The following is a 20262-nucleotide window of genomic DNA, read 5'->3' as shown; positions in this document are numbered from 1 at the left end:
TGCCTCCGCAGGGTCATTTCGGCGCATCGAGGTACCAGCCCCAATGCAGGTTGTGGTCGAAGCGGGTGATCTGCTTGATCTCGCAACAGGCATCGTACCCGGCCTGGCCCAGTTCGCGGCCGATGCCGGATGTCTTGTAGCCCCCCCAGGGCAGCTGGGTGAAGGTCGGCTGCGAGCAATTGATCCAGACGACGCCCGCGCGCAGCCTTGCCGCGACGCGGTCGCAGCGGTCGGGATCGTCGGACATCACCGCCGCGGCAAGACCATAGGGGCTGTCGTTCGCAAGCTCTATGGCCTCCTGCTCGGTGTCGAAGGGATTGATGCACAGGACCGGGCCGAACACCTCTTCGCGCCAGATCGCCGCCTCCGTGGGGACATCGGCAAAGATCGTCGGTGTCAGGTAATAGCCACGGTCCAGCCCCGCGGGGCGGCCCCCGCCGGTGATCAGACGGGCGCCGGACCGGCGGCCCGCCTCGATGGCGGCGCGCACCTTGTCATACTGGCCCCTCGATACCAGCGGCCCGAGCTTGACGCCCGGCGTCTCTCCCGACCCGATCACGATCGCCTCTGCGGCGGTGCGCAGCCGGTCCAGAAGCCGGTCGTAGAGCCCGCGCTGCACCAGAACCCGCGAGGTGGCTGAACAGACCTCGCCCTTGTTCCAGAAGATGCCGAACATGATCCATTCGACGGCCTTGTCGATGTCGCAGTCGTCAAAGACCACGAAGGGCGATTTGCCTCCCAGTTCCAGCGAAACGGCGCGGATCCCGGCGCTCGCGGCCTGCATCACCTTGCGGCCTGTGGCCACCGAGCCGGTGAAGGCCAGCTTATCGACCAGCGGATGATCGGCCAGCGGCTGGCCCGCCTCCGGCCCGGTCCCGGTGACAAGGTTGAAGACGCCGGGCGGCACCCCGGCGGCGTCGATCACCTGGGCCAGTGCCTCGCAGGAGAGCGAGCAGAGTTCGGATGGTTTCAGCACGATGGTGCAGCCGGCGGCAAGCGCCGGTGCGACCTTCCAGACCGCCATGAGCAGGGGAAAGTTCCAGGGGGTGATGGCGCCGATCACGCCCAGGGGCTCGCGGTGGATCTTGCCCTCGAAACGCGCATCGCCCAGATCGACCGTTTCAGCCGGTTGCGTCGCGCGATGTTCCGCAAGGTCGGCGTAGTAGTCGAAACAGAAGGCCGCATCGCCGACGTCCCATTCGGCCTCGGGCAGCGGTTTGCCATTGTCCCGGACCTCAAGCAGGGCGATGTCGTGCAGCCGGGTCCGAATGCCGTCCGCGATGCGGCGCAGCACGATGGCACGGTCCTTTCCGTCCAGCCCCGACCATCCCCCTGCATCGAAGGCGCGCCGCGCCGCACGCACAGCCCGGTCGATGTCCTCCGCCTGACCGGCCGCAACCTCGGCAAAGGGGTCCTCGGTCGCCGGGTCGATTGCCGGAAAGTGCCGGCCGCTCTCGGGGGGGGTAAACGTTCCGTCGATATAGAGACTGGTTCTGTGCATCGAATCCTCCGTCTGACGAACCTGACGGCGTCTGCCAGCAGCACCCGGCGCAGGCTGTCGCGACTGCCGGTTCCGGCTGACCGGGTCCATCGCCGCGTTCGTGCGGCAGGGCCCTTTCCGCGTTCATCGGAACGTAACGGCAGGAATTAACCTGACGCAAATCAATTAACTTCGCGAAAGGCGCGAGTTCATTTAACGAAATAATCTCGCAAGAACGCTGCCAGTGGCGCGTTCTCCGCTGCGGCTGTTTTGACCTGCGAAGCTCGCATGGCTCATATTTCGTGAATTCATTTATCAAATACGGTCAATTTTATTATCTTGCATCAATCTGTTTAACCAATAGTCTTTTGAACATCGTGATCGGGCAGAGGCCGACAAGGCATCCTGCAATCCGACCGGGCAGCGCGCTCCAGCGTGCCGTTTCCGGGTCGGGACGAGACATTCCGATCATGAATCGGTCACCGGCGTGCAACGCGCGCAGGGCGCGACGACGCAAGTCGCGCCACGCGATAACTAATTTCTGCCGTTAGCGCGGCATACAGGACGGAAAACATGGTAAAAATGGCAATCGAGGTCGGGGGCACTTTCACCGACCTTATCTGGATCGAAGGTGGCGTCGTGCACAGCCACAAGGTTCCCTCCACGCCGCATGATGCCTCGATCGGGGTGCTGGACGGTCTGACCTCGGCGCTGGACGGCGACCTTTCCGGTCTGGACCGGCTGTTTCACGGCTCGACCGTGGCAACCAATGCGGTGATTGAACGCAAGGGGTGCCGGACCGCGCTGCTGACCACCGAAGGGTTCAAGGATCTGCTGCTGCTGCAACGGCAGCTGCGCCCGAACGTCTATGCCATCGCCTGCCACAAGCCCGAACCGCTGGTGCCGCTGAACCTCAGCGTCGAGGCCCGCGAGCGGGTGGACGCAAACGGAGAGATCGTCACCCCGCTGGACGAGGCGGCGCTGATCGAAACTCTGGACCTGCTGCTGGAAAAGGAGCAACCCGAGGCCCTGGCAATCTGCCTGCTGCACGCCTATCGCAACCCGCAGCACGAACAGCGCGTCCGCGAGATTATCGCCGAACGCGCCCCGGACCTTCCTGTGGTGCTGTCCTCGGACGTGCTGCCCACCTTCCGCGAATACGAGCGCGCCTCGACCACCACCATGGCAGCCTATCTTGTGCCGTTGGTCGGGCGCTATCTCGAACGGCTGGAGCAGCACCTCGACGCCGGCTCGCCGGAATGCAACCTGTTCATCATGCAGTCCTCGGGCGGTGTGCTGCCCAGCAGCGGCTCGCACGGGCGCGGCGTCGAGATGCTGAATTCCGGCCCGGCGGCGGGTGTCATCGGGGCCGTGCGGATGGCGGACAGCATTGGCGATGACAATGTCATCACCCTCGATGTCGGCGGAACCAGTGCGGATATCTGCCTGATCGCCAACGGTGCGCCCGAGATCACCTCGGAGACCGAGGTGGACGGTCTGCCCGTGGGCCTGCCCAGCATCGACATCGCGAATATCGGCGCGGGCGGCGGCAGCCTTGGCTGGATCGACGCCGGCGGCATGTTGCAGGTCGGGCCGCGATCGGCGGGCGCGCGTCCGGGGCCGGCCTGCTATGGCCACGGCGGGAAAGACCCGGCGCTGACCGATGCTCTCGTTCAACTGGGCTGGATCCGGCCGCAGCGGTTCCTGGGCGGACGCATGACCCTGCAGCCCGAGCGGGCGACCGAGGCGCTTGCGGCTCTTGGCCTTGGCAGCAACGAGACGCCCGAGGCGATGGCGCAGGCGATGATCGACATCAGTGTCGCCCATATCAGCCAGGGCATTCGCCTGGTGTCGGTGCAGCGCGGGCATGACCCCAAGGGCTATGCGATCTATGCCTATGGCGGCATGGGGCCGATGATCGGCGCGCTGGCCGCCACCGAACTCAAGGTGCAACGTGTGGTGGTGCCGCCCTATCCGGGGCTGTTCTCGGCGCTCGGGCTGCTGGTGGCCGACCTCAAGCGCATCTACCGCGAGACCAACCTGATCCGCGTCACCGACACCGTCGCCGAGGACGTGCGCGCCGCCTTTGACCGCATCCGCAGGCAGGCCGAGGCCGAGTTCACCGAGTTCGGCGGCAAGGCGGAAGACATCGCCTTCGCCTACGAGCTTGAAATGCGCTTCAAGGGTCAGGGCTATGAACTGCTCTCCGACGTCGATCTCGACCGGCTGGAGCGCGAGGGCAAGGACTACGTTCTGGGCCTGTTCAAATCGACCCATGAAACCCGCTACGGGGCGGTTGCCTCCATGGGCGATGTCGAGATCGTGACCTTCCGCCTCACGGCCTCGGTGGCCACGGAAAGCGACGTGATGTCCTCGCTCACCCGGCCCGTCGATGTGGTGTCCGATCCGCAACCGGTGGAGAGCGGGACCATTACCTTCGCCGGCGCGCCGGTCTCCTGCAGCTACTACTGGCGCGGCGATCTGCTGCCCGGAGCCGAGATCACCGGTGCCGCCGTCATCGAAGAGCCGACGGCGACGACGTTGGTGCCGCCGGGGTGGACTGCGACGGTCGACCGCACCGGCGCTCTTATCCTGACCAGCGAGGCGTAATCCAATGTCCGACAAACTCACGCAAGCCACCTTCAACATCATCAGCAACGGGCTGCACGGCATCGCGCAGGAAATGGGCGAAAAGCTGGTCCGGTCCGCCTATTCGACGATCATCCGCGAAGCGCGGGACTGTTCGACGTCGTTTCTGGACCGCAATGGCCGGATCATCGCGCAGGCGCAGTTCTGTCCGATTCACATGAACTCGTTCGGCAAGGTCTTCGAGGCTTTCGCCAACAAGTTCGATCTGTCGACGATCCAGCCCGACGAGGGGCTGATCACCAACGACCCTTACAGCGGTGCGCAGCATCTGAACGACATCATCCTGTTCACGCCGGTCTTCTACCGCGGCAAGCTGGTCGCGTTCAGCGCGTCTCTGGGCCATCACATCGACACCGGCGGCGGCGCCGCGGGCCCCAATGCCTCGGCGAATGACATCTTCTCGGAAGGTCTGCGGATTCCGCTGTCGCGGTTCAACGTCCACCGCGATCTCGGCGACGGCCTGCTGGAACAGTTCATCCGCATCAACGTGCGCCCGCCGGACGAGGTGATGGGCGACATCTATGCCCAGTTCGCCGCCAACCGGACCGGCGAGGGACGTTTCATCGAGATGCTTGAACGCTTCGGTGAAGAGACGGTGCTGGCCGGCGCGGCCGAATTGCAGGACTATTCCGAGCGTCTGGCGCGCGAGGCGATCAGCGCGATCCCCGACGGCATCTATCAGGCCGAGGATTTCGTCGACGACAACGGCTTCAGCCCGGACCCGCTGCGCGTGGCGGTGAAGATCACGGTCGACGGCGACTCGCTCGAGCTGGATTTCGAGGGCAGCGCGCCGCAGACCAAGGGCATCATCAACTCGCCGCTCGCCGCGACCATCTCGGCGGCCTATGGCGCAATCGGCATCCTGCTGGGCGGCGGCCGCATCCCGGTGAATGACGGTCTTTACCGTCCGATCCGCGCGATCAACGTGCCCTATGGCAGCTTCCTCAACCCCAGCGAGCCGCGCGCGGTGCGGGCCCGTAACAATGCCTGCCACCGGGTCTACAACGTGATCATGCTGGCGATGTCGGAGGTGGTGCCGAACCAGGTTCTGGCCTCGGGGCACGACACGACCAACGCGATCGGCATGGGGCACATGTCGCCCGAGGGCTACCGGGTTTACATGGAAGTGGTCGGCGGCGGCTGGGGCGCCTCGGCGGGTGCGGATGGCGCCGATGTCGTGGACGGCTATGTCGGCAACTGCTCGAACGTGCCGGTTGAATCGCTGGAAACCGACTATCCGTTCATGCGGATCGAGGAATACACGTTGCGCCGGGGCTCTGCCGGGGCGGGCGAACGTCGCGGCGGCCTCGGGGCCCGGCGTGTCTACCGCATCCTCGCCGATGGCGTCACGTTCAACTCCTATTCCGACCGGTTCAAGATCGCGCCCTGGGGTCTGTTCGAGGGCGAGAGCGGCGAGCAGTCGCGGTTCATGGTCGAGCGCGACGGCGCCTTCCTTTCGCTGCCGTCCAAGGGCAATACCGAACTGCTCAAGGGCGACCGGCTGATCATCGAAACGGCCGGCGGGGGCGGCTTCGGCGATCCGAAGAAGCGCGACCGCGACCTGCTGCGGCGCGAGATCGCGCAGGGGCTGCTGACCACCGACGACGCGGCACGAGTCTACGGCATGTCGTAAGCGGACCGGCCCGGGAACGCATGTTTCCGGGCCGGCTGCACGTGGGCGGATTTCATTGGACTCACCGGGCGCGCGCGCCCGGAATACACCCCCGGAAGGCGCGCCCGACCACATGCCCTCCGCGCCTCGACGGCAAGCGGAATGGCCGCCCGCGCGCCTGCTGGCACAGCTCGGTCCTCCGGGGGCGGCATTTTGCGAAGCCGTGATGGGCGACCGCGCCATCCAGAACAGGGCTTTCGCACCTGTCCCGATGTGCAGGCGCTGGCGCGAAGCAATGATCCGACACGTCTTGATGTCATCTGCAGACAGGGCTCGACCGAGCCTTCCTTGAGCAAGGCGAGGGCCAGCCCCGTTGCAGCCCCCGACATCCGGGGCCAAGGTTAGGGCCATTGAAAGGGTGTTGTTGCGCAAATCAGCGTTCGGGCTGAGGGGCTCCTTTCGCGTGGCTTTTCAGGCGATGGCCTCGATCTCGGCCTATCCGAGGGCCGGGAAGCGGTTCAGGACTGAGCGGTAAGCGCCATTGGACCGAGCGCCGCCGCGAGGGATGCGGATCTGGATTTCCGCGGTCTGGCGGTCGGGATCTCGGCACTTGATCCGCTCGCCGAAAAGCTTGAGGCGGTTCATCTGGGCTTCGCCCCGGCTTCGGATCTGGTCGTCAGCCCACGTCTTCCAGAGCGCCCTTCCGCGGTGCCGGGTCGTGTGCAGGGTTTTGTTTCGTGCCAGCGCGGCGGGCCAGCCATTCGCCATCCCCGCGAAACTTGATGCCCGTGCTGTCGATCAACAGGTGCAGCGGGCCCTTGGACTCGCGATAGAGGGTATTCACTGCTCAACTTTTCTGACGGCCGACCAGTTGCCGCAGACCCTCGACAAACCCGGTCGTTTGCCGGAGCGCCATGCCGGACAGCACTTTCATCGAAAGGCAGGTTTGGATGGCGGTGTCGCTGAAGCTCTGCTGGCGGCTCCGCCTGCCCATCGGCGCAGCTTCCGAAGTCCTCTCGGGATCAAACCGGATCGTCAGTGAGCTCCGGGGCTTCAGCGCTTCGTGATCGGCAGGCCGGTCTTGGTCATGCAGGTCGGAGGTGCCGGTCTGCTCATGCGGCCCGGCCGCCTCGCTCATTTCACGAGAGGAATCCCTGGCGGGATTTGTGCAACAAAGCCAATTTCACTGACCTATGCACCGGTTACGTATCATCGGATAGACCGCTCGATGCTGCGCCGCATGACTATGTGATGCGCATCCGCAGCGGGCAATTGCCGCCGGTCGGGGCGTTCTGGTCGCTGACCATGTATGACGCGAAAACGCGGTTCCTCGTGCGCAATCCGCTTGACCGCTACCTGATCAACTCGCCGATGCTGCCCGGGCTGAAAGGCGAGGCGAACGGGGACATCCTGCTCTATCTGCAAAAGGACAGCCCGGGCGCCGATCTCGAGAGCAACTGGCTGCCGACACCCGACGGACCGTTTGCTGCCGTCCTGCGGCTCTACCTGCCAAAGCAGTCTGCCCTCGACGGCATCTGGATCGCGCCTGCCATCTGTGCACGCGCCTGAGCCCGCGTGCACAGATGCAAGCGCGCAGCAGAGGTCGCAACCATACCGCCGCCGGATCGGGGGGCCGTCTCATTGCGCCACCGGACGGCGGGCCGGGACCCGAGCGAGGGGCTGTCCCTCCGCGCCTTTCGCGCCGACCTTCCGGCGGTCTGTTTCGCATTGATCGTGCCCCTTCTGTTTCTGGCGGGGTGCAGCCTGCGTCCCGGCCCGGAGCTGCTGTTGCTCGCCGGGACGCAGGCCGCGCCACCGGCCGATGCCCGGCAGGTCCGGGTCTTCATGGCGACGACACGAGGTGCCTCTGTGAACCAGCACCTCTGCGGAGGCGCCCGAGATCTACAACGCCGAGCGCGAGAGGGGGCTGAGCTATTCCTCCTTCGCGATCTCGATCCCGCCGGGGCATCAGGCTTCGGAAATCGAATGGCCCAGGGCGGGGGTACCGGACCCGGCCAGTGATTTCGTCCCCCCCGCCGCTGGGTGCTTGATCGCAAGGGGTTCCTGAACGGTCTTGCGGCCGAGGGCAAAGGGAAGACCGACGTCGCCCTCTATGTTCACGGCTATAACACCAGCGCCCAGGAGGCGCTCTATCGCGCGGCGCAGATTCCCGTCGACGCCGGGGGCGAGGGCGTGCCGGTGGTCTTCACCTGGCCATCGAATGCCCAGTTGATGGCCTATGTTTCCGACCGCGATGCCGCCGATTTCTCGCGGGCCTATCTTGCGGATCTGCTGACGACACTGACCCGGTCGCGCAAGATCGGCCGGACGGTCGTTGTTGCGCACAGCATGGGCGGACGGTTGATGATGGAAGCGCTGGTGCAGCTTCGGCTGATGGGGCGCCGCGACGTGCTCGATCGTCTGGAGGTGGTGCTGGCCGATCCCGACATCGACGTCGATCTGTTCTGGGAAGAGGCGCGGATCGTGGGCAAGCTGACACCACCGATCACCGTGACCGTCGCCCCGGATGATCGGGCGCTCTGCGCGTCCCGGTTCCTGGCGGTCAGCCACGACCGGATCGGCAAGGCCGACCTGACCGCCCCCCGTTTCGCGGAAGCGGCGATGAAATTCGGCGTGCGTCTGGTCGATGTCACCTCGCTCGATACAGATACAATCGCGCACCGCCGGACCGACCAGTTCGCCGTGCTCTACAATCACCTGCCGGCCAGTCAGCAAAGGTTTGGCGCCGGCAGTCTGCGTGGCGCGGGTGCCTTTGTCTTCGAGACGATCGGCTTCGGCTTCACCGGCATCGGGCAAGGACTGGCGCGATGACGATGCTGCCGGCGCGCCCCGCGCCCTCTCTTTCCATGTGCAGCCGCGCCGCGCTCCGTGCTGCGCCTCAGGAGGTTTGAACAGGATGAAACAGTCGATGTGCCAATGCGCGGCCGTGCTTGCCTTGTGCGGGACGACGGCGCCGGCCTCTGCGCAGGAGACCGGCTGGAGCTATGATCCGTCGTCGTACATGTGGCTCCCCGATACCGTGACGAAGGTCGACACCCCTATGGGACCGCTGAATCCAAACTCGACGTTGGCGATGCGCTGAAGGCGCTCGATTTCGGCGTGATGCTTTCCGGCACGGCGCGTCGGGGGCCGCTGGGCCTTTACCGGCGATCTGGTGCATCTGGATCTGACTGCCGATGCCCGCACGCCGCTCGGTGTCTTCTATTCGGGGGAGGTGTCGGCGACACCCGCCGCGCTCCCCTGCGTTTCGTCCCGCCCGGTCGCCCCCGGCCCAGCCGGCCCGGCCGTGTCGTCTGCCGGCGGTCAGGCGGGGGGGCGGGCATAATGCACAGTGCCGCGCAGCAGCGTCAGGTCGACGGGCGCACGGCTGTCGGTCACCAGATGGTCGATCTCGTCGGGGCGGCAGATCGTCACCCGGCTTTCGATGCCGATCTTGTCGGCATGGCACAGCATGATGCAGGCGCGGGCGCGGCGCATCATCGTGCGTGCCACCTCTGCCTCGTGGATCTCGTAATCCGTGGCGCCGCGGGTCGGGTGCATGCCGACCGGCGAGATCACCGCGAAATCGGCGAGGAAGCGGTCGATCTCGGCAAGCGTCATCTCGCCATAGGTCGCGGGGACGTCGCTGTGCGGCCGCCCGCCCAGCAGCAGCGTGTCGCAGCTGTCGACCGGGGCGGTGATCCGGGCAATCTCCAGCGCATTGGTGATGATGCGCATGTTGCCGCGGCGCGCCAGCTCCTGCGCGAAGGCAAGTGTCGTCGTGCCGGCGTCGATGAACAGGGTCGAGCCCGGCGGGATCAGATCGCAGGCGCAACTGCCGATCGCCGCCTTGAATTCGGATTGCACCCCGCGCCGCTCATGGAAGGCGGGTTCGGGGGTGATGTCGGGCCGGCGCTGCATCGCCCCGCCATGCACGCGCAGGATGTCGCCGTCCTCCTCCATCTCGAGCAGGTCGCGCCGCACCGTCTCGCGCGAGACGTCGAAGAGCTGTGCGAGGGTGTTGGTATAGACCTTGCCGTCGCGCCCGAGGATCTCGAGGATCTTCGACTTCCGTTCATGAGCCCACATCGCTGCTCCCCTCCGTTTCGTGATCTGTAGCATGTGCCTCGCGGGGCGTCATTGAATTTGCGTTTATGTGGATGGCTGTGTCATTGATCGTGTTTTTTGCGTATTTATTTGGCGAAATGAAAGGAATCCCGCAGATATAATAGTCAACTTATGGATTTACGTGCTTTCTTTTGTGTTTTTTGTGGTTTTGCGCGGCACTCCTCCTGCAAGCTGCCTGCAAGACCGAATGATTCCACAAGAACTGAAGAGGCACCCGATCATGCTGAACCTGGCAGAGGCGCTGCATTTCGCCAATGAGACCGTCGACGAGGCGGGCAGGATCGCGCGGGAGCATTTCCGCCATCCGCTGGCCGTCGAGCACAAGGCGGACGACAGCCCGGTGACGGTGGCCGATCGCGGCATCGAGGCCTTCGTGCGCGCCCGGATCGGCGCCGCCTATCCCGATCATGGCATCTATGGCGAGGAAGAGGGGCCGGTGAACCTCGATCGCCCGCATGTGTGGGTGGTCGATCCGATCGACGGCACGAAAAGCTTCGTGACCGGCCATCCACTCTTCGGCGGGCTGATGGCGCTGCTCGAGGACGGCAAGCCCTGCCTTGGCATGATCAACATGCCGGTGACCGGCGAGCGCTGGTGCGGGCTGCGCGGGCAGCAGACCACGCTCAACGGCGCCCCCTGTCACACCAGCGGCCGCAAGGATCTGGCCGAGGCCTTCGCCTATACCACCGACCCGCTGCTGTTCACCGGCACGAAGGCGCCGGTGTTCGAGCTGCTGCGCAGCTCGGTGCGGATGATCCGTTTCGGCGGCGATTGCTACAACTATGCGCTGCTCGCCTCGGGCTGGTGCGATCTCGTGCTCGAGACCGGCCTCGAACCCTATGACTACCTGCCGGTGGTGCAGGTGGTGCGCGGCGCGGGCGGCGTCATCACCGACTGGGAGGGGGGCGAACTGAGCACCTCCTCGCGCGGCGATGTGCTGGCCTCGGCCACTCCGGAACTGCATGCGGCGATGCTTGACCGGCTGGCCGGGCTGCGCGCGACACAGGCGGCGTGACGACCGCGCCAACGCAAGACGACAAGACCCAAAAAAGACAGAAAAAACCATAAGATCCAACAGGAGACTGACAGCATGGAAAGACGACAGTTCCTTCGGTACGGCGCCATGGTGGGGGCGGCCTTCGCCGCGCCCCGGATCAATCCCGACTTCCTCTTCAGCTCGGCCCGCGCTGCCGACATGCGGCCGCTGACCTTCCTTTCGGCCGAGAACATCACCGGCAACTGGGACCCGACCTCGCACACGACGCTGTCGCAGTCGAACATCGAGGGCTTCGTCATGGGTTTCCTGACCCGGGCCCCGATGCGCCCCGAAACCCCCGACGAGGTGATCTACGAACTCGCCACCTCGATCCGCGAGATCGACGCGCACCACCTCGAGATCAAGCTGCGCGAGGGCGTCACCTTCCACGACGGCAAGCCCTTCACCGCCGAGGATGTCAAGGCGACCTTCGAATACGGCGCCCAGCCCGACCGGCCGAAGCAGGTTTATCCCGGCCCGACCGGCACCTTCGAGATCACCACTCCCGATGACTACACCGTCATCGTCGACACCTCGAAGGGGGGCTACGGCGCCTCGCTGTTCATCTTCCTCGCCTCCTATCTGCCGATCCTGTCGGCCAAGGACGTGGCCGAGGGGCCGAAGGGCGCGCTGACGCAGCGGCTGAACGGCACCGGGCCGTTCAAGTTCGTCGAACAGCGCGGCAACGACACGGTGATGGAGGCCTTCCCGGGCTACTTCAAGGGCGCCCCGAAGATTGCCGGCGTCACCTTCTCCTTCGTCGGCGATGCCACCACGCGGATGCTGTCGCTGATGAACGGGCAGGCCGACGTCATCGAGCGGCTCGAGCCCGAACAGGTCGAGACGCTGGAAAAGGAAAAGAGCATCAAGCTCTCGCGCCTCGTCTCGGTCGAGAACAAATACCTGTGGTTCCGCTGCTCGAAACCGCCGTTCAACGATCTGCGCCTGCGCAAGGCGGCGGCGCATGCGATCGACCGCGACATGATCATGGAGGTGATGGGCTCGGCCGGGCATGCCTCGTCGAACTTCATCTCGCCGATCAAGTTCGGCTATGTCGACCTGCCGAATTATCCGAAATACGACCCCGACGAATGCCAGCGCCTGCTGGCCGAAGCCGGCTTCCCGGGTGGCAAGGGGCTGCCGGAACTCGAATACATCACCTCGACCGGCTTCTATCCGAAGACCAAGGAATATGGCGAGGTGATCACCGCGATGCTGCAGGAACAGGGCTTCCCGGTGACGCTGAACGTGATGGAGGTCGCGGCCTGGAACGAGCGCCTCTATGACCGTCCCGGCGGCGGCCCGGGCCACATGGTCGATTGCGGCTGGTCGACCGGCTCGCCCGAGCCCGATCTGGTGCTGCGCACGCATTTCCATTCGAGCTCGAAGCGGATCTGCGGCATCGAGGACCCCGAGATCGACGCCGCGCTCGATGCCGAGCGCAACGCCCCCTCGCTCGAGGCGCGCAAGGCATCGCTGCAGACGAACCTGATGCCGATGCTCGCCGACAAGGTGCCGGCGCTGAGCCTGTTCACCTCGGTGCTGATCCACGGCATGCGCGCCGATGTGCAGGACCTGTTCATCTACCCCGACGGGCTGAGCGACGCCTCGAAGGCCACGCTCGGATGATCCCTGCCGGGGCCGCGTTCGCGGCCCCGGTTCCCCCGACAGGCACGCAGCCCGGAGCAGTCGATGTCCATCCTCCGTTTTCTCGTGCGCCGGCTCTTCCAGGGGGCGATCATCGTCTTCCTGGTCTCGGCGCTGATCTTCACCTTGCTGCGCGTCGTCCCCGGCGATCCGGTGCGGCTGATGGCGGGCGGCATGGCGCCCGAGGCGCTGATCGAGCAGATCGCGACCGAGATGGGCCTGCGCGACCCGATCTATGAACAGTTCGGCCGCTACATCGGCGGCGTGCTGCAAGGCGATCTGGGGCAAAGCTTCGTGCGCCCGGCGAACGGGGCGGCCGTCGGCGGCGCGAGTTTCGACGACAGCACCCGATCCGAGCGCGCCAAGGTGCTCGACCTGATCGCGCAGACGGCACCGAAGACGATCCAGCTTGCCCTTCTGGCCATGGTCTTCGCGCTGATCATCGCGGTGCCGATCGGGGTCTGGGGCGGGCTCAATCCGGGGCGGCTGCCCGACCGGCTGGCGCTTTATCTGTCCTCGCTGCTCGTCAGCCTGCCGAACTTCTGGCTGGGCATCGTGCTGGCGCTGCTGCTGTCGGTGAAGCTGAACCTGCTGCCGGCGATCGGCTACAAGGGCTTTGCCTACACGATCCTGCCGGCCTTCGTGCTGGCGCTCGAGATCGCGCCCTTCATCATCCGCAACCTCTCGGTCTCGGTTGCGGGGGTGATGGGGCAGAATTTCATCGACATTGCCCGGGTGCGCGGCCTGACCCGCAACCAGATCGTCTTTCGCCACGCGATGAAGAACTCGGCGGTGCCGCTTCTGAACCTGCTCGGCGTGCAGTTCTCGATGCTGCTCGGCGGCGTGCTCGTGATCGAATTCATCTTCGACTATCCGGGGCTCGGCCTGTTGACGATCAATGCCGTGATGCAGCGTGACTTTCCGCTGATCCAGGGCATCGCCGTCGTCACCGCCGCGGCCTTCGTCCTCATCAACATCGTCGTCGACCTGCTGGCGACGACCATCGACCCGAGGCTCGACTACTGATGAGCAGCATCGACATCACCCCGCCCCGCGCCATCGCCCGGGAAAAGACCGTCTCCGCCCGGATCTGGCAGCACGCGCTGTCCTCGGTCGAGTTCCGCATCGGCCTTGTCGTCTTCACCGTGCTGCTGCTTGCGGCGCTGTTCTATCCCTGGCTGAGCGGCATCGACCCGCTGAAGATGGCGATCCGCGACAAGCTCGCGCCGCCGCTGTTGCTGGGCGAGGGCTGGAAATGGGTGCATCCGCTCGGCACCGACCAGCTGGGCCGCGACATGCTGGCGCGGGCGCTCGTCGGGCTGCGCTATTCGCTGCTGATCGGCATCTCGACGACGGTGCTGATGGTGCTGATCGGCGCGCTCGTCGGGCTGTTCGCCGGCTATTACGGCGGCCGGGTCGACACCGTGCTGATGCGGCTGACCGATGCACAGCTGTCGATCCCGATGATCATCCTCGCGATCACCATCCTCGGCGTCTCGCGTCCGACGATCCCGGCGATCATCGTCGTGCTCGGTCTTGCGGGCTGGCCGGTCTATGCGCGGGTCATGCGCTCGACGGTGATGGCCGAGCGCAAGAAGGAATACGTGCGCGGCGCGATGGTGCTGGGCGCCACCGACCTGCGGATCATGTTCACCCTGATCCTGCCGCTGGTGCTGCCGCCGATGTGCTTCGTCGCGGTGCTCGACATCGCGCGGATGATGATCTTCGAAAGCGTGCTCGGTTTTCTCGGCCTCGGCGTGCAGCCGCCCACCCCCACCTTCGGCAACATCATCGCCGACGGCCGCAAATACCTGATGAACGCCTGGTGGATCGCCACCATGCCCGGTGTGTTCCTGGTGCTGACGCTGACCAGCATCAACCTGATGGGCGCCGCGCTCGAACGCGCCCGCAACGCGATCTACGGAGGTGCGTGAGATGTCGCTCGACATGGTCCGGAACGAGGTGCTGCTGTCGGTGCGCGATCTGTCGGTCGCGGCGGAGGAAGGGGGCGGTGCGGCGCGTCCGATCCTCGACCGGATCTCTTTCGATCTGGCGCCGCAGCAGATCCTGTCGGTGATCGGCGAAAGCGGTTCCGGCAAGACCGTGCTCGCCCGCGCGATCGCAAGCTGGCTCTCCGCGCCGCTGAGGGTCACCGGGGGCGAGGTGCTGTTTCGCGGCCGCGACCTGCTCGCGGACCCCGCCCATGCGCGCAGCCTTGCCGGGCGCGAGATCGCCTATGTCGGCGGCAACCCGGCCGGCGCACTCGACCCGACGATGACGGTCGGCGCGCAGCTGGTCGAGAAGCTGCGCGCGGTGCGCCCCGAGATCACCCCCGCCGAGGCGAAGGACAAGGCGATCCGGCTGTTGTCTGCGGTGCGCATTCCCGCGGCCGCGCGGCGTTTCCACGAATACCCGTTCCAGTATTCGGGCGGCATGATGCAGCGCGCGATGATCGTCGATGCGCTGATCTCCGATCCGGCGCTGCTGATCGCCGACAACATCACGCAGCCGCTCGACGTCACGGTGGCCGCGCAGATCCTCAAGCTGATGCGCGAGCTGAACGCCGAGTTCTCGACCGCGATCCTGTTCATCTGCTCCTCGCTGCCGGTGGCCTGCGATGCCTCGGACGAGGTGATGGTCCTGCACCGGGGCCGGGTGGTGGAGCGGCAGGCCCCCGCCGCCCTCGTCGCCCATCCCGAACACAGCTATACCCGCGCCCTGATCGCAGAACTGCCGACGCTGTGGCAGGGCGGCCCCGCGGGGCACGATGCGCCGCAAAAACGCGACCAGCGCGCGATCATGTCGGTCAGCGGCGTCTCGAAGGCCTACGAGACCCGCGGCAAGAGCGGCAAGGCGCTGGTGCAGGCGGTGCGCGATGTCACCTTCGACGTCTTCCCCGGCGACAACTTCGGCATCGTGGGCGAATCCGGCTGCGGCAAGTCCTCGCTGATGCGGCTGCTGACCGGGCTCGAACGCCCCGATGGCGGCACGATCTTCTTCGAGGGCGAGAACATCGGTGCGGCCAGTCCGGCGCGCCTGCGCGAGCTGCGCCGCAAGTTCCAGCTCGTGCTGCAGGACCCCTATGGCTCGCTGCCGCCGCAAAGCGCGATCGGCGCGATTCTCGAGGAGCCCCTGAAGATCCACCGCATCGGCACCGCCGCCGAGCGGCGCGAACGCGCCCGCGCGGTGATGAACGAGGTCGGCCTGCCTGCGGACATCTATGAAAGCCTGCCGACCGGGCTCTCGGCCGGCCAGCGCCAGCGCCTCAACGTCGCCCGCGCGATGATCCTGGAGCCGCGGCTGCTGATCATGGACGAGACGCTTTCGGCGCTTGACCAGACCGAGCAGGGCAAGCTGCTCGACCTGTTCGAGCGGCTGCAGGCGCAGCACGGCTTCACCTATATCTTCATCTCGCATGACATGACGATGGTGCGGCAGGTCTGCTCGCGCATCGCGGTGATGTATCTGGGCGAGACCGTCGAGGTGGCCCCGAACGAGCGGCTGTTCTTCGAGCCGGGCCACCCCTACACGCGCGCGCTGCTCTCCGCCGCGCCGACGCTCGAACCGCGCCGCTACCGGCCCGAGGACTGCCTGCTCGACGGCGAGCCGCCGAGCCCGATCGACCTGCCGCCGGGCTGCGCCTTCGCCTCGCGCTGCCCGAGCGTCACTGCCCGCTGCCGCGCCGAAAACCCGGCGCTGCGCACCCGTGGAGGTCAGGCGCTTGCCGCCTGTTTCCTCGTTCCCGACCCTTCCGTGACTTCCGATGAACCGATGGAGCACTCCGATGTCTGACACCCTTGACCTTGCGCAGATCGATGCGGGCCTCTTCCAGGCCCTGATGGAGAAGGTCTCCGAATTCGGCTCGACCGGGGATGGCGGGGTCGACCGCCCGGTGCTGACCGACGCCCACAAGGCGGCGCGCGACTGGTTCATCTCGGAACTGACGGCGCGCGGCTACACCGTGGTGATCGACGACATCGGCAACCTGTTCGGCCGCATTGATCTGGCCGGGCCCGACGCGCCGCTGGTCATGCTGGGCTCGCATCTCGACAGCCAGCCGAAGGGCGGCCGCTTCGATGGCGCCTATGGCGTGATGGCGGCGCTGGCGGCTGTCGAAAGCTGGCGCGCGAGTGCCGCGGCGCAGGGCATCGCGCCGAAATGCAACTATGTCGTCGCTGACTGGATGAACGAGGAAGGCGCGCGGTTTCAGCCCTCGCTGCTCGGCTCCTCGGTCTGGGCGGGGCTGGTCGAGCGCGACTGGGCGCTGGCGCGGCGCGACCGCGACGGCAAGAGCGTGGGCGAGGAGCTGGTCCGCACCGGGTTCAACGGCACCGGCGTGATGCCGAAGCCCGACCTCTATCTGGAAATCCACATCGAGGGGGATTCGAAGATGGAGCAGGCCGGCGCCCGCATCGCCCCCTATGCCCGGCACTGGGGTGCCTACAAGGTCCGCATCGAGGTCACCGGCGAGCAGAACCACACCGGCCCGACCCCGATGGAGGAACGCAAGGACGCCGTTCTCGGCGCGGCCTACATCATCGCCAAGGTGCGCGAGCTGGCCGAGACCGCGGCCGACACGCTCTACACCTCGGTGGCGCGGGTCGACATCTCGCCGAACTCGCCCAACATCGTGCCCGGCAAGGCGATCCTCTTCGCCGAGCTGCGCTCGCCCGAGCAGGCGATGCTCGACTGGTCGCTCGCCGAGCTGCGCAAGGCACTTCCCGGGCTGGCCGCGCAGGCGCATGTCAGCGCCGAGATCGCCGCGATCGACGAGCGCCCGGCGGGCCGGTTCGATCCGCGGCTGGTGAAGCTGACCGAACAGGCCGCCGATGCCTTCGGCTATCCGCGGATGGAACTCGACACCGTGGGCGGCCATGACGCCGTTGCGGTGAACGCGATCCTGCCCGCGATCGTGATCGCGGTGCCCTCGGTCAACGGGGTGATCCACCGCAACGACGAATACACCTCGCCCGAGGATCTGGCGGCGGGCTGTGACGTCTTCGTCGATATCGTGCGGCGCGTCGATCAGGCGGGGGGCGACCTCGACAAGGCGGTGGGGGCGAACGCATGACCGCGCCGCTCGTCACCCCCGACACCCTTGCCGGCGCCTGCCGGGCCGCGGGCCTGCCCGAGGGGGCCGCGGTCACGCCCGGGCCGGGGCCGCTTGCCTCGCCAAGCTACAAGGCCCTCGAGAGCACCTCGATCGTCGTCGAGGCGCCGGCCGGGCCGGTCTTCCTCAAGGTCATCCACCCCGAGATGCGGCCGGGCTTCGATCTGCCCGCGGCGATGAGCCTCGCCCGGGCCGCGGGCGAGATCGGCGTCGGGCCGGAGGTCCTGTGGTCGGATGCCGGGGCAGGGGCGATCGCGATGACGGCGCTTCTGCCCGCCGCGGGCTGGCGCACCGCCAATCAGGCGGTGTTGCAGGACCCGGCCATTGTCGCCGCGGCGATGGCGGCGCTGCGCGCGCTGCAGGCCACCGCGCCGCTTGCGCACCGCTTCGACCCCTTCGCCGAGATCGACCGGCTGATCGCGGGCTTTGCCGAGATCGGCGCGCCGCTGCCTGCCGACACCGGCTGGCTGCGCGCGGTCATCGCGCTGTGCGAGCCGATGATGGAGGATGCCGCGCTGGCGCCCTGCCGCAACGACGGCGCGGCCTCGAACCTGCTGGTCGGGCCGGGCGGCGTGCGGCTGATCGACTTCGACCGGGCCGGGATGATGGATCCGCTCTACGAGGTCGGCGCGCTGCTGGCCGAGATCACCGATTTCGAGACCGACATGATGCCCGGCTTCGTCGCTTATCTCGGTGGCTTCGACGCGGTGGCCTTCGCCCGCGCGCGGCTGTGGTCCTTCGTCGATGACATGCTGCACGGGCTGTGGTCGCGGCTGCAGGCGCATCGGTCGGTGCGCGGCGGCGTCGAATGGCAGAAATACGGCGAATGGCGGCTGATGCGGCTGCGCCTTGCGCTGAACCATCCGGGGTTCGAGGAAAAGATCCGCATCGTCAGGGGGCAGGCATGATGAAATCTCTGGGCACGGCGGCAACGCCGATGGAAGAGACGATCGAGGCGGCCATTCTCGAGGCCCCCTTGTTCCGCGGCGGGCTGGGGATGGTCTATGGTCCGGTCTCGGGTGGGATCTCGAACGAGAACTGGCGCGTCACCGCCACCGATGGCAGCGGCGACTGGTTCGTGAAGGTGCCCGGCACCGGCACCGAGATGTTCATCGACCGGATCGCCGCCTTCGATGCCGCCCGCAAGGCGGCGGCGGCGGGGCTTGGCCCGCGGGTCTATGAGGACCTTGCGCACAAGGGCATCGAGATCAACGACTTCCTGCCCGACCGGCGGCCCTCGACGCACAGTGACTTCGCCGATCCGGCAAAGCGGCGCGCGGCGATTGCGGCCTATCGCAGGATGCACGGCATGCCCGCGCTCGGCCTGACGAAGACAGTCTTCGACATGATCGACGAGCATGCCGCGCAGGTGGCGGCGCTCGGCGCGCCGCATTACCGCGACGAGGCCTGGGTGATGTTCAACGCCGATCTGGCGCGACAGGCGCTGATGGCTTCGGGGCTCGATCTCGTGCCCTCCTTCAACGATCCGATGCCCGGCAATTTCATGATCGGGCCCGATGGTTCGGTGATGCTGATCGACTATGAATATGCCTCGATGAACGACCGCTGTTATGACCTTGGCATCTGGTTCGGCGAGATGTTCTTTCCGCCGGAACAGGAGCTCGAGCTGATCGAGGCGTATTTCGGTGAGGTCCGGCGCGACATCGTTGCCCGCGTCACCGTGCACAAGGCGCTCGCGGATGTGAAATGGGCGCTGTGGTCGATGGTGCAGCTCAAGGTCTCGCGTCTCGATTTCGACTTCCATAAATACGGGGTATGGAAGCTGATGCGGTTCCGGCAGATCACCGGCCACCCGGACTGGCCCGCGCATCTGCGCAATCTGTGAGGTTTTGATGGGATATCGGGCGACGGCACGCGGCGAACGGTTTCGCTTCGACACCCTTGCGGCGGTGATGGCTGCGGCGACGCCGGAGCGGTCTGGTGATGCGCTGGCGGGGATTGCGGCGGGCAGTGCGCTCGAACGGGTGGCGGCGCGGCGGGTGCTGATGGATCTGCCGCTTGCGACCTTCCTGACCGAGGCGCTGGTGCCCTATGAGGTCGACGAGGTCACGCGGCTGATCCTCGACACGCATGATGCGGCGGCCTTCGCGCCGTTCCGCTCGATGACGGTGGGGGCGCTGCGCGACTGGCTGCTGTCGCCCGCGGCGACCGCCGGGACCCTGCGCGCCGCGGCGCCGGGCTTCACCCCGGAGATGGTCGCGGCGGTCTCGAAGCTGATGCGCAATCAGGACCTGATCCGCGTCGCGCGCAAATGCGAGGTGGTGACGGCGTTTCGCAACACGCTGGGCACGCGCGGCACGCTCTCGACCCGGCTGCAGCCGAACCACCCGGCCGACGACCCGCAGGGGATCGCGGTGTCAATCCTCGACGGGCTGTTGCACGGCGCGGGCGATGCGGTGATCGGCATCAACCCGGCCTCCGACAACCTCGGCAATTGCCGTGACCTGCTGGTGGCGCTCGACGCGCTGCGGCAAAGCCTCGAGATCCCGACGCAGAGCTGCGTGCTGACCCATGTCACGAATTCGGTGCGGCTGCTCGAGGCGGGCGCGCCGGTCGATCTGATCTTCCAGTCGGTCGCG

The 20262-nt window shown here is 66.6% G+C and carries 16 protein-coding genes and 1 pseudogene; 14 read left to right on the top strand and 3 right to left on the bottom strand.

Annotated elements, in window-relative coordinates:
* Window positions 1–13: 13 nt before the first annotated feature.
* Entirely contained in the window at window positions 14–1501 is a 1488-nt protein-coding gene (locus EOW66_RS18210) for an aldehyde dehydrogenase family protein (protein ID WP_128157761.1), read from the bottom strand.
* Between the two features lie 552 nt (window positions 1502–2053).
* Here EOW66_RS18210 and EOW66_RS18205 point away from each other — a divergent pair.
* The gene (locus tag EOW66_RS18205) at window positions 2054–4090 is read left to right on the top strand and encodes a hydantoinase/oxoprolinase family protein (RefSeq protein ID WP_128157760.1); all 2037 of its coding nucleotides are present in this window, start codon (window positions 2054–2056) and stop codon (window positions 4088–4090) included.
* 4 nt (window positions 4091–4094) lie between these two features.
* Window positions 4095–5762, top strand: coding sequence for a hydantoinase B/oxoprolinase family protein (locus tag EOW66_RS18200; protein WP_128157759.1), 1668 nt, complete (start codon window positions 4095–4097; stop codon window positions 5760–5762).
* 474 nt (window positions 5763–6236) lie between these two features.
* Here EOW66_RS18200 and EOW66_RS18195 read toward each other — a convergent pair.
* Window positions 6237–6857: pseudogene (locus EOW66_RS18195) on the bottom strand (transposase).
* A gap of 48 nt (window positions 6858–6905) precedes the next feature.
* On the opposite strand from EOW66_RS18195, the gene EOW66_RS18190 reads away from it, so the two are divergent.
* The 3 genes from EOW66_RS18190 (at window position 6906) to EOW66_RS18180 (ending at window position 8844) form a co-directional block, all read left to right on the top strand.
* Window positions 6906–7310, top strand: a complete 405-nt coding sequence (locus EOW66_RS18190; protein ID WP_275402055.1) for a DUF1214 domain-containing protein — start codon at window positions 6906–6908, stop codon at window positions 7308–7310.
* A gap of 474 nt (window positions 7311–7784) precedes the next feature.
* A complete protein-coding gene (locus EOW66_RS18185; protein ID WP_128157757.1) occupies window positions 7785–8573 on the top strand; it encodes an alpha/beta hydrolase in 789 nt (262 codons plus the stop codon).
* An 85-nt stretch (window positions 8574–8658) separates the two neighbouring features.
* Window positions 8659–8844 carry a hypothetical protein gene (locus EOW66_RS18180; RefSeq protein ID WP_128157756.1) on the top strand — a complete coding sequence of 62 codons (186 nt, stop codon included), beginning with the start codon at window positions 8659–8661 and terminating at the stop codon, window positions 8842–8844.
* Window positions 8845–9065: 221 nt separating this feature from the next.
* Here EOW66_RS18180 and EOW66_RS18175 read toward each other — a convergent pair whose 3' ends face one another.
* Window positions 9066–9830 carry a DeoR/GlpR family DNA-binding transcription regulator gene (locus EOW66_RS18175; RefSeq protein ID WP_113902139.1) on the bottom strand — a complete coding sequence of 255 codons (765 nt, stop codon included), beginning with the start codon at window positions 9828–9830 and terminating at the stop codon, window positions 9066–9068.
* Between the two features lie 259 nt (window positions 9831–10089).
* Between EOW66_RS18175 and EOW66_RS18170 the strand changes: the two genes are divergently transcribed.
* From EOW66_RS18170 to eutB, 9 genes are all read left to right on the top strand, one after another.
* Complete coding sequence (locus EOW66_RS18170) at window positions 10090–10884, top strand: inositol monophosphatase family protein (protein WP_128157755.1); 795 nt, start codon at window positions 10090–10092, stop codon at window positions 10882–10884.
* Window positions 10885–10959: 75 nt separating this feature from the next.
* Window positions 10960–12534, top strand: a complete 1575-nt coding sequence (locus EOW66_RS18165) for an ABC transporter substrate-binding protein (protein WP_128157754.1) — start codon at window positions 10960–10962, stop codon at window positions 12532–12534.
* A gap of 63 nt (window positions 12535–12597) precedes the next feature.
* Window positions 12598–13578 carry an ABC transporter permease gene (locus EOW66_RS18160; RefSeq protein WP_128157753.1) on the top strand — a complete coding sequence of 327 codons (981 nt, stop codon included), beginning with the start codon at window positions 12598–12600 and terminating at the stop codon, window positions 13576–13578.
* Window positions 13578–14486: an ABC transporter permease gene (locus EOW66_RS18155; RefSeq protein WP_128157752.1), complete on the top strand. Its 909-nt coding sequence runs from the start codon at window positions 13578–13580 to the stop codon at window positions 14484–14486. Before EOW66_RS18160 ends, EOW66_RS18155 begins: the two co-directional genes overlap by 1 nt.
* Window position 14487: 1 nt before the next feature.
* Window positions 14488–16344 (top strand): ABC transporter ATP-binding protein, encoded by a 1857-nt coding sequence (locus EOW66_RS18150; RefSeq protein WP_128157751.1) that lies wholly within the window; start codon window positions 14488–14490, stop codon window positions 16342–16344.
* Window positions 16337–17623, top strand: a complete 1287-nt coding sequence (locus tag EOW66_RS18145) for a Zn-dependent hydrolase (protein ID WP_128157750.1) — start codon at window positions 16337–16339, stop codon at window positions 17621–17623. The genes EOW66_RS18150 and EOW66_RS18145 overlap by 8 nt, the downstream gene beginning before the upstream one ends.
* Entirely contained in the window at window positions 17620–18570 is a 951-nt protein-coding gene (locus tag EOW66_RS18140) for a phosphotransferase (protein ID WP_128157749.1), read from the top strand. Before EOW66_RS18145 ends, EOW66_RS18140 begins: the two co-directional genes overlap by 4 nt.
* Complete coding sequence (locus EOW66_RS18135; RefSeq protein ID WP_206363737.1) at window positions 18567–19508, top strand: choline kinase family protein; 942 nt, start codon at window positions 18567–18569, stop codon at window positions 19506–19508. Before EOW66_RS18140 ends, EOW66_RS18135 begins: the two co-directional genes overlap by 4 nt.
* Window positions 19509–19515: 7 nt before the next feature.
* A partial coding sequence (gene eutB, locus EOW66_RS18130) for an ethanolamine ammonia-lyase subunit EutB (protein WP_164881186.1) occupies window positions 19516–20262 on the top strand: 747 nt, incomplete at its 3' end.

It is taken from the genome of Paenirhodobacter huangdaonensis, from assembly GCF_004022465.1.
GTDB lineage: Bacteria > Pseudomonadota > Alphaproteobacteria > Rhodobacterales > Rhodobacteraceae > Rhodobacter > Rhodobacter huangdaonensis.
This window is presented reverse-complemented; position numbering and strand designations above follow the sequence as displayed.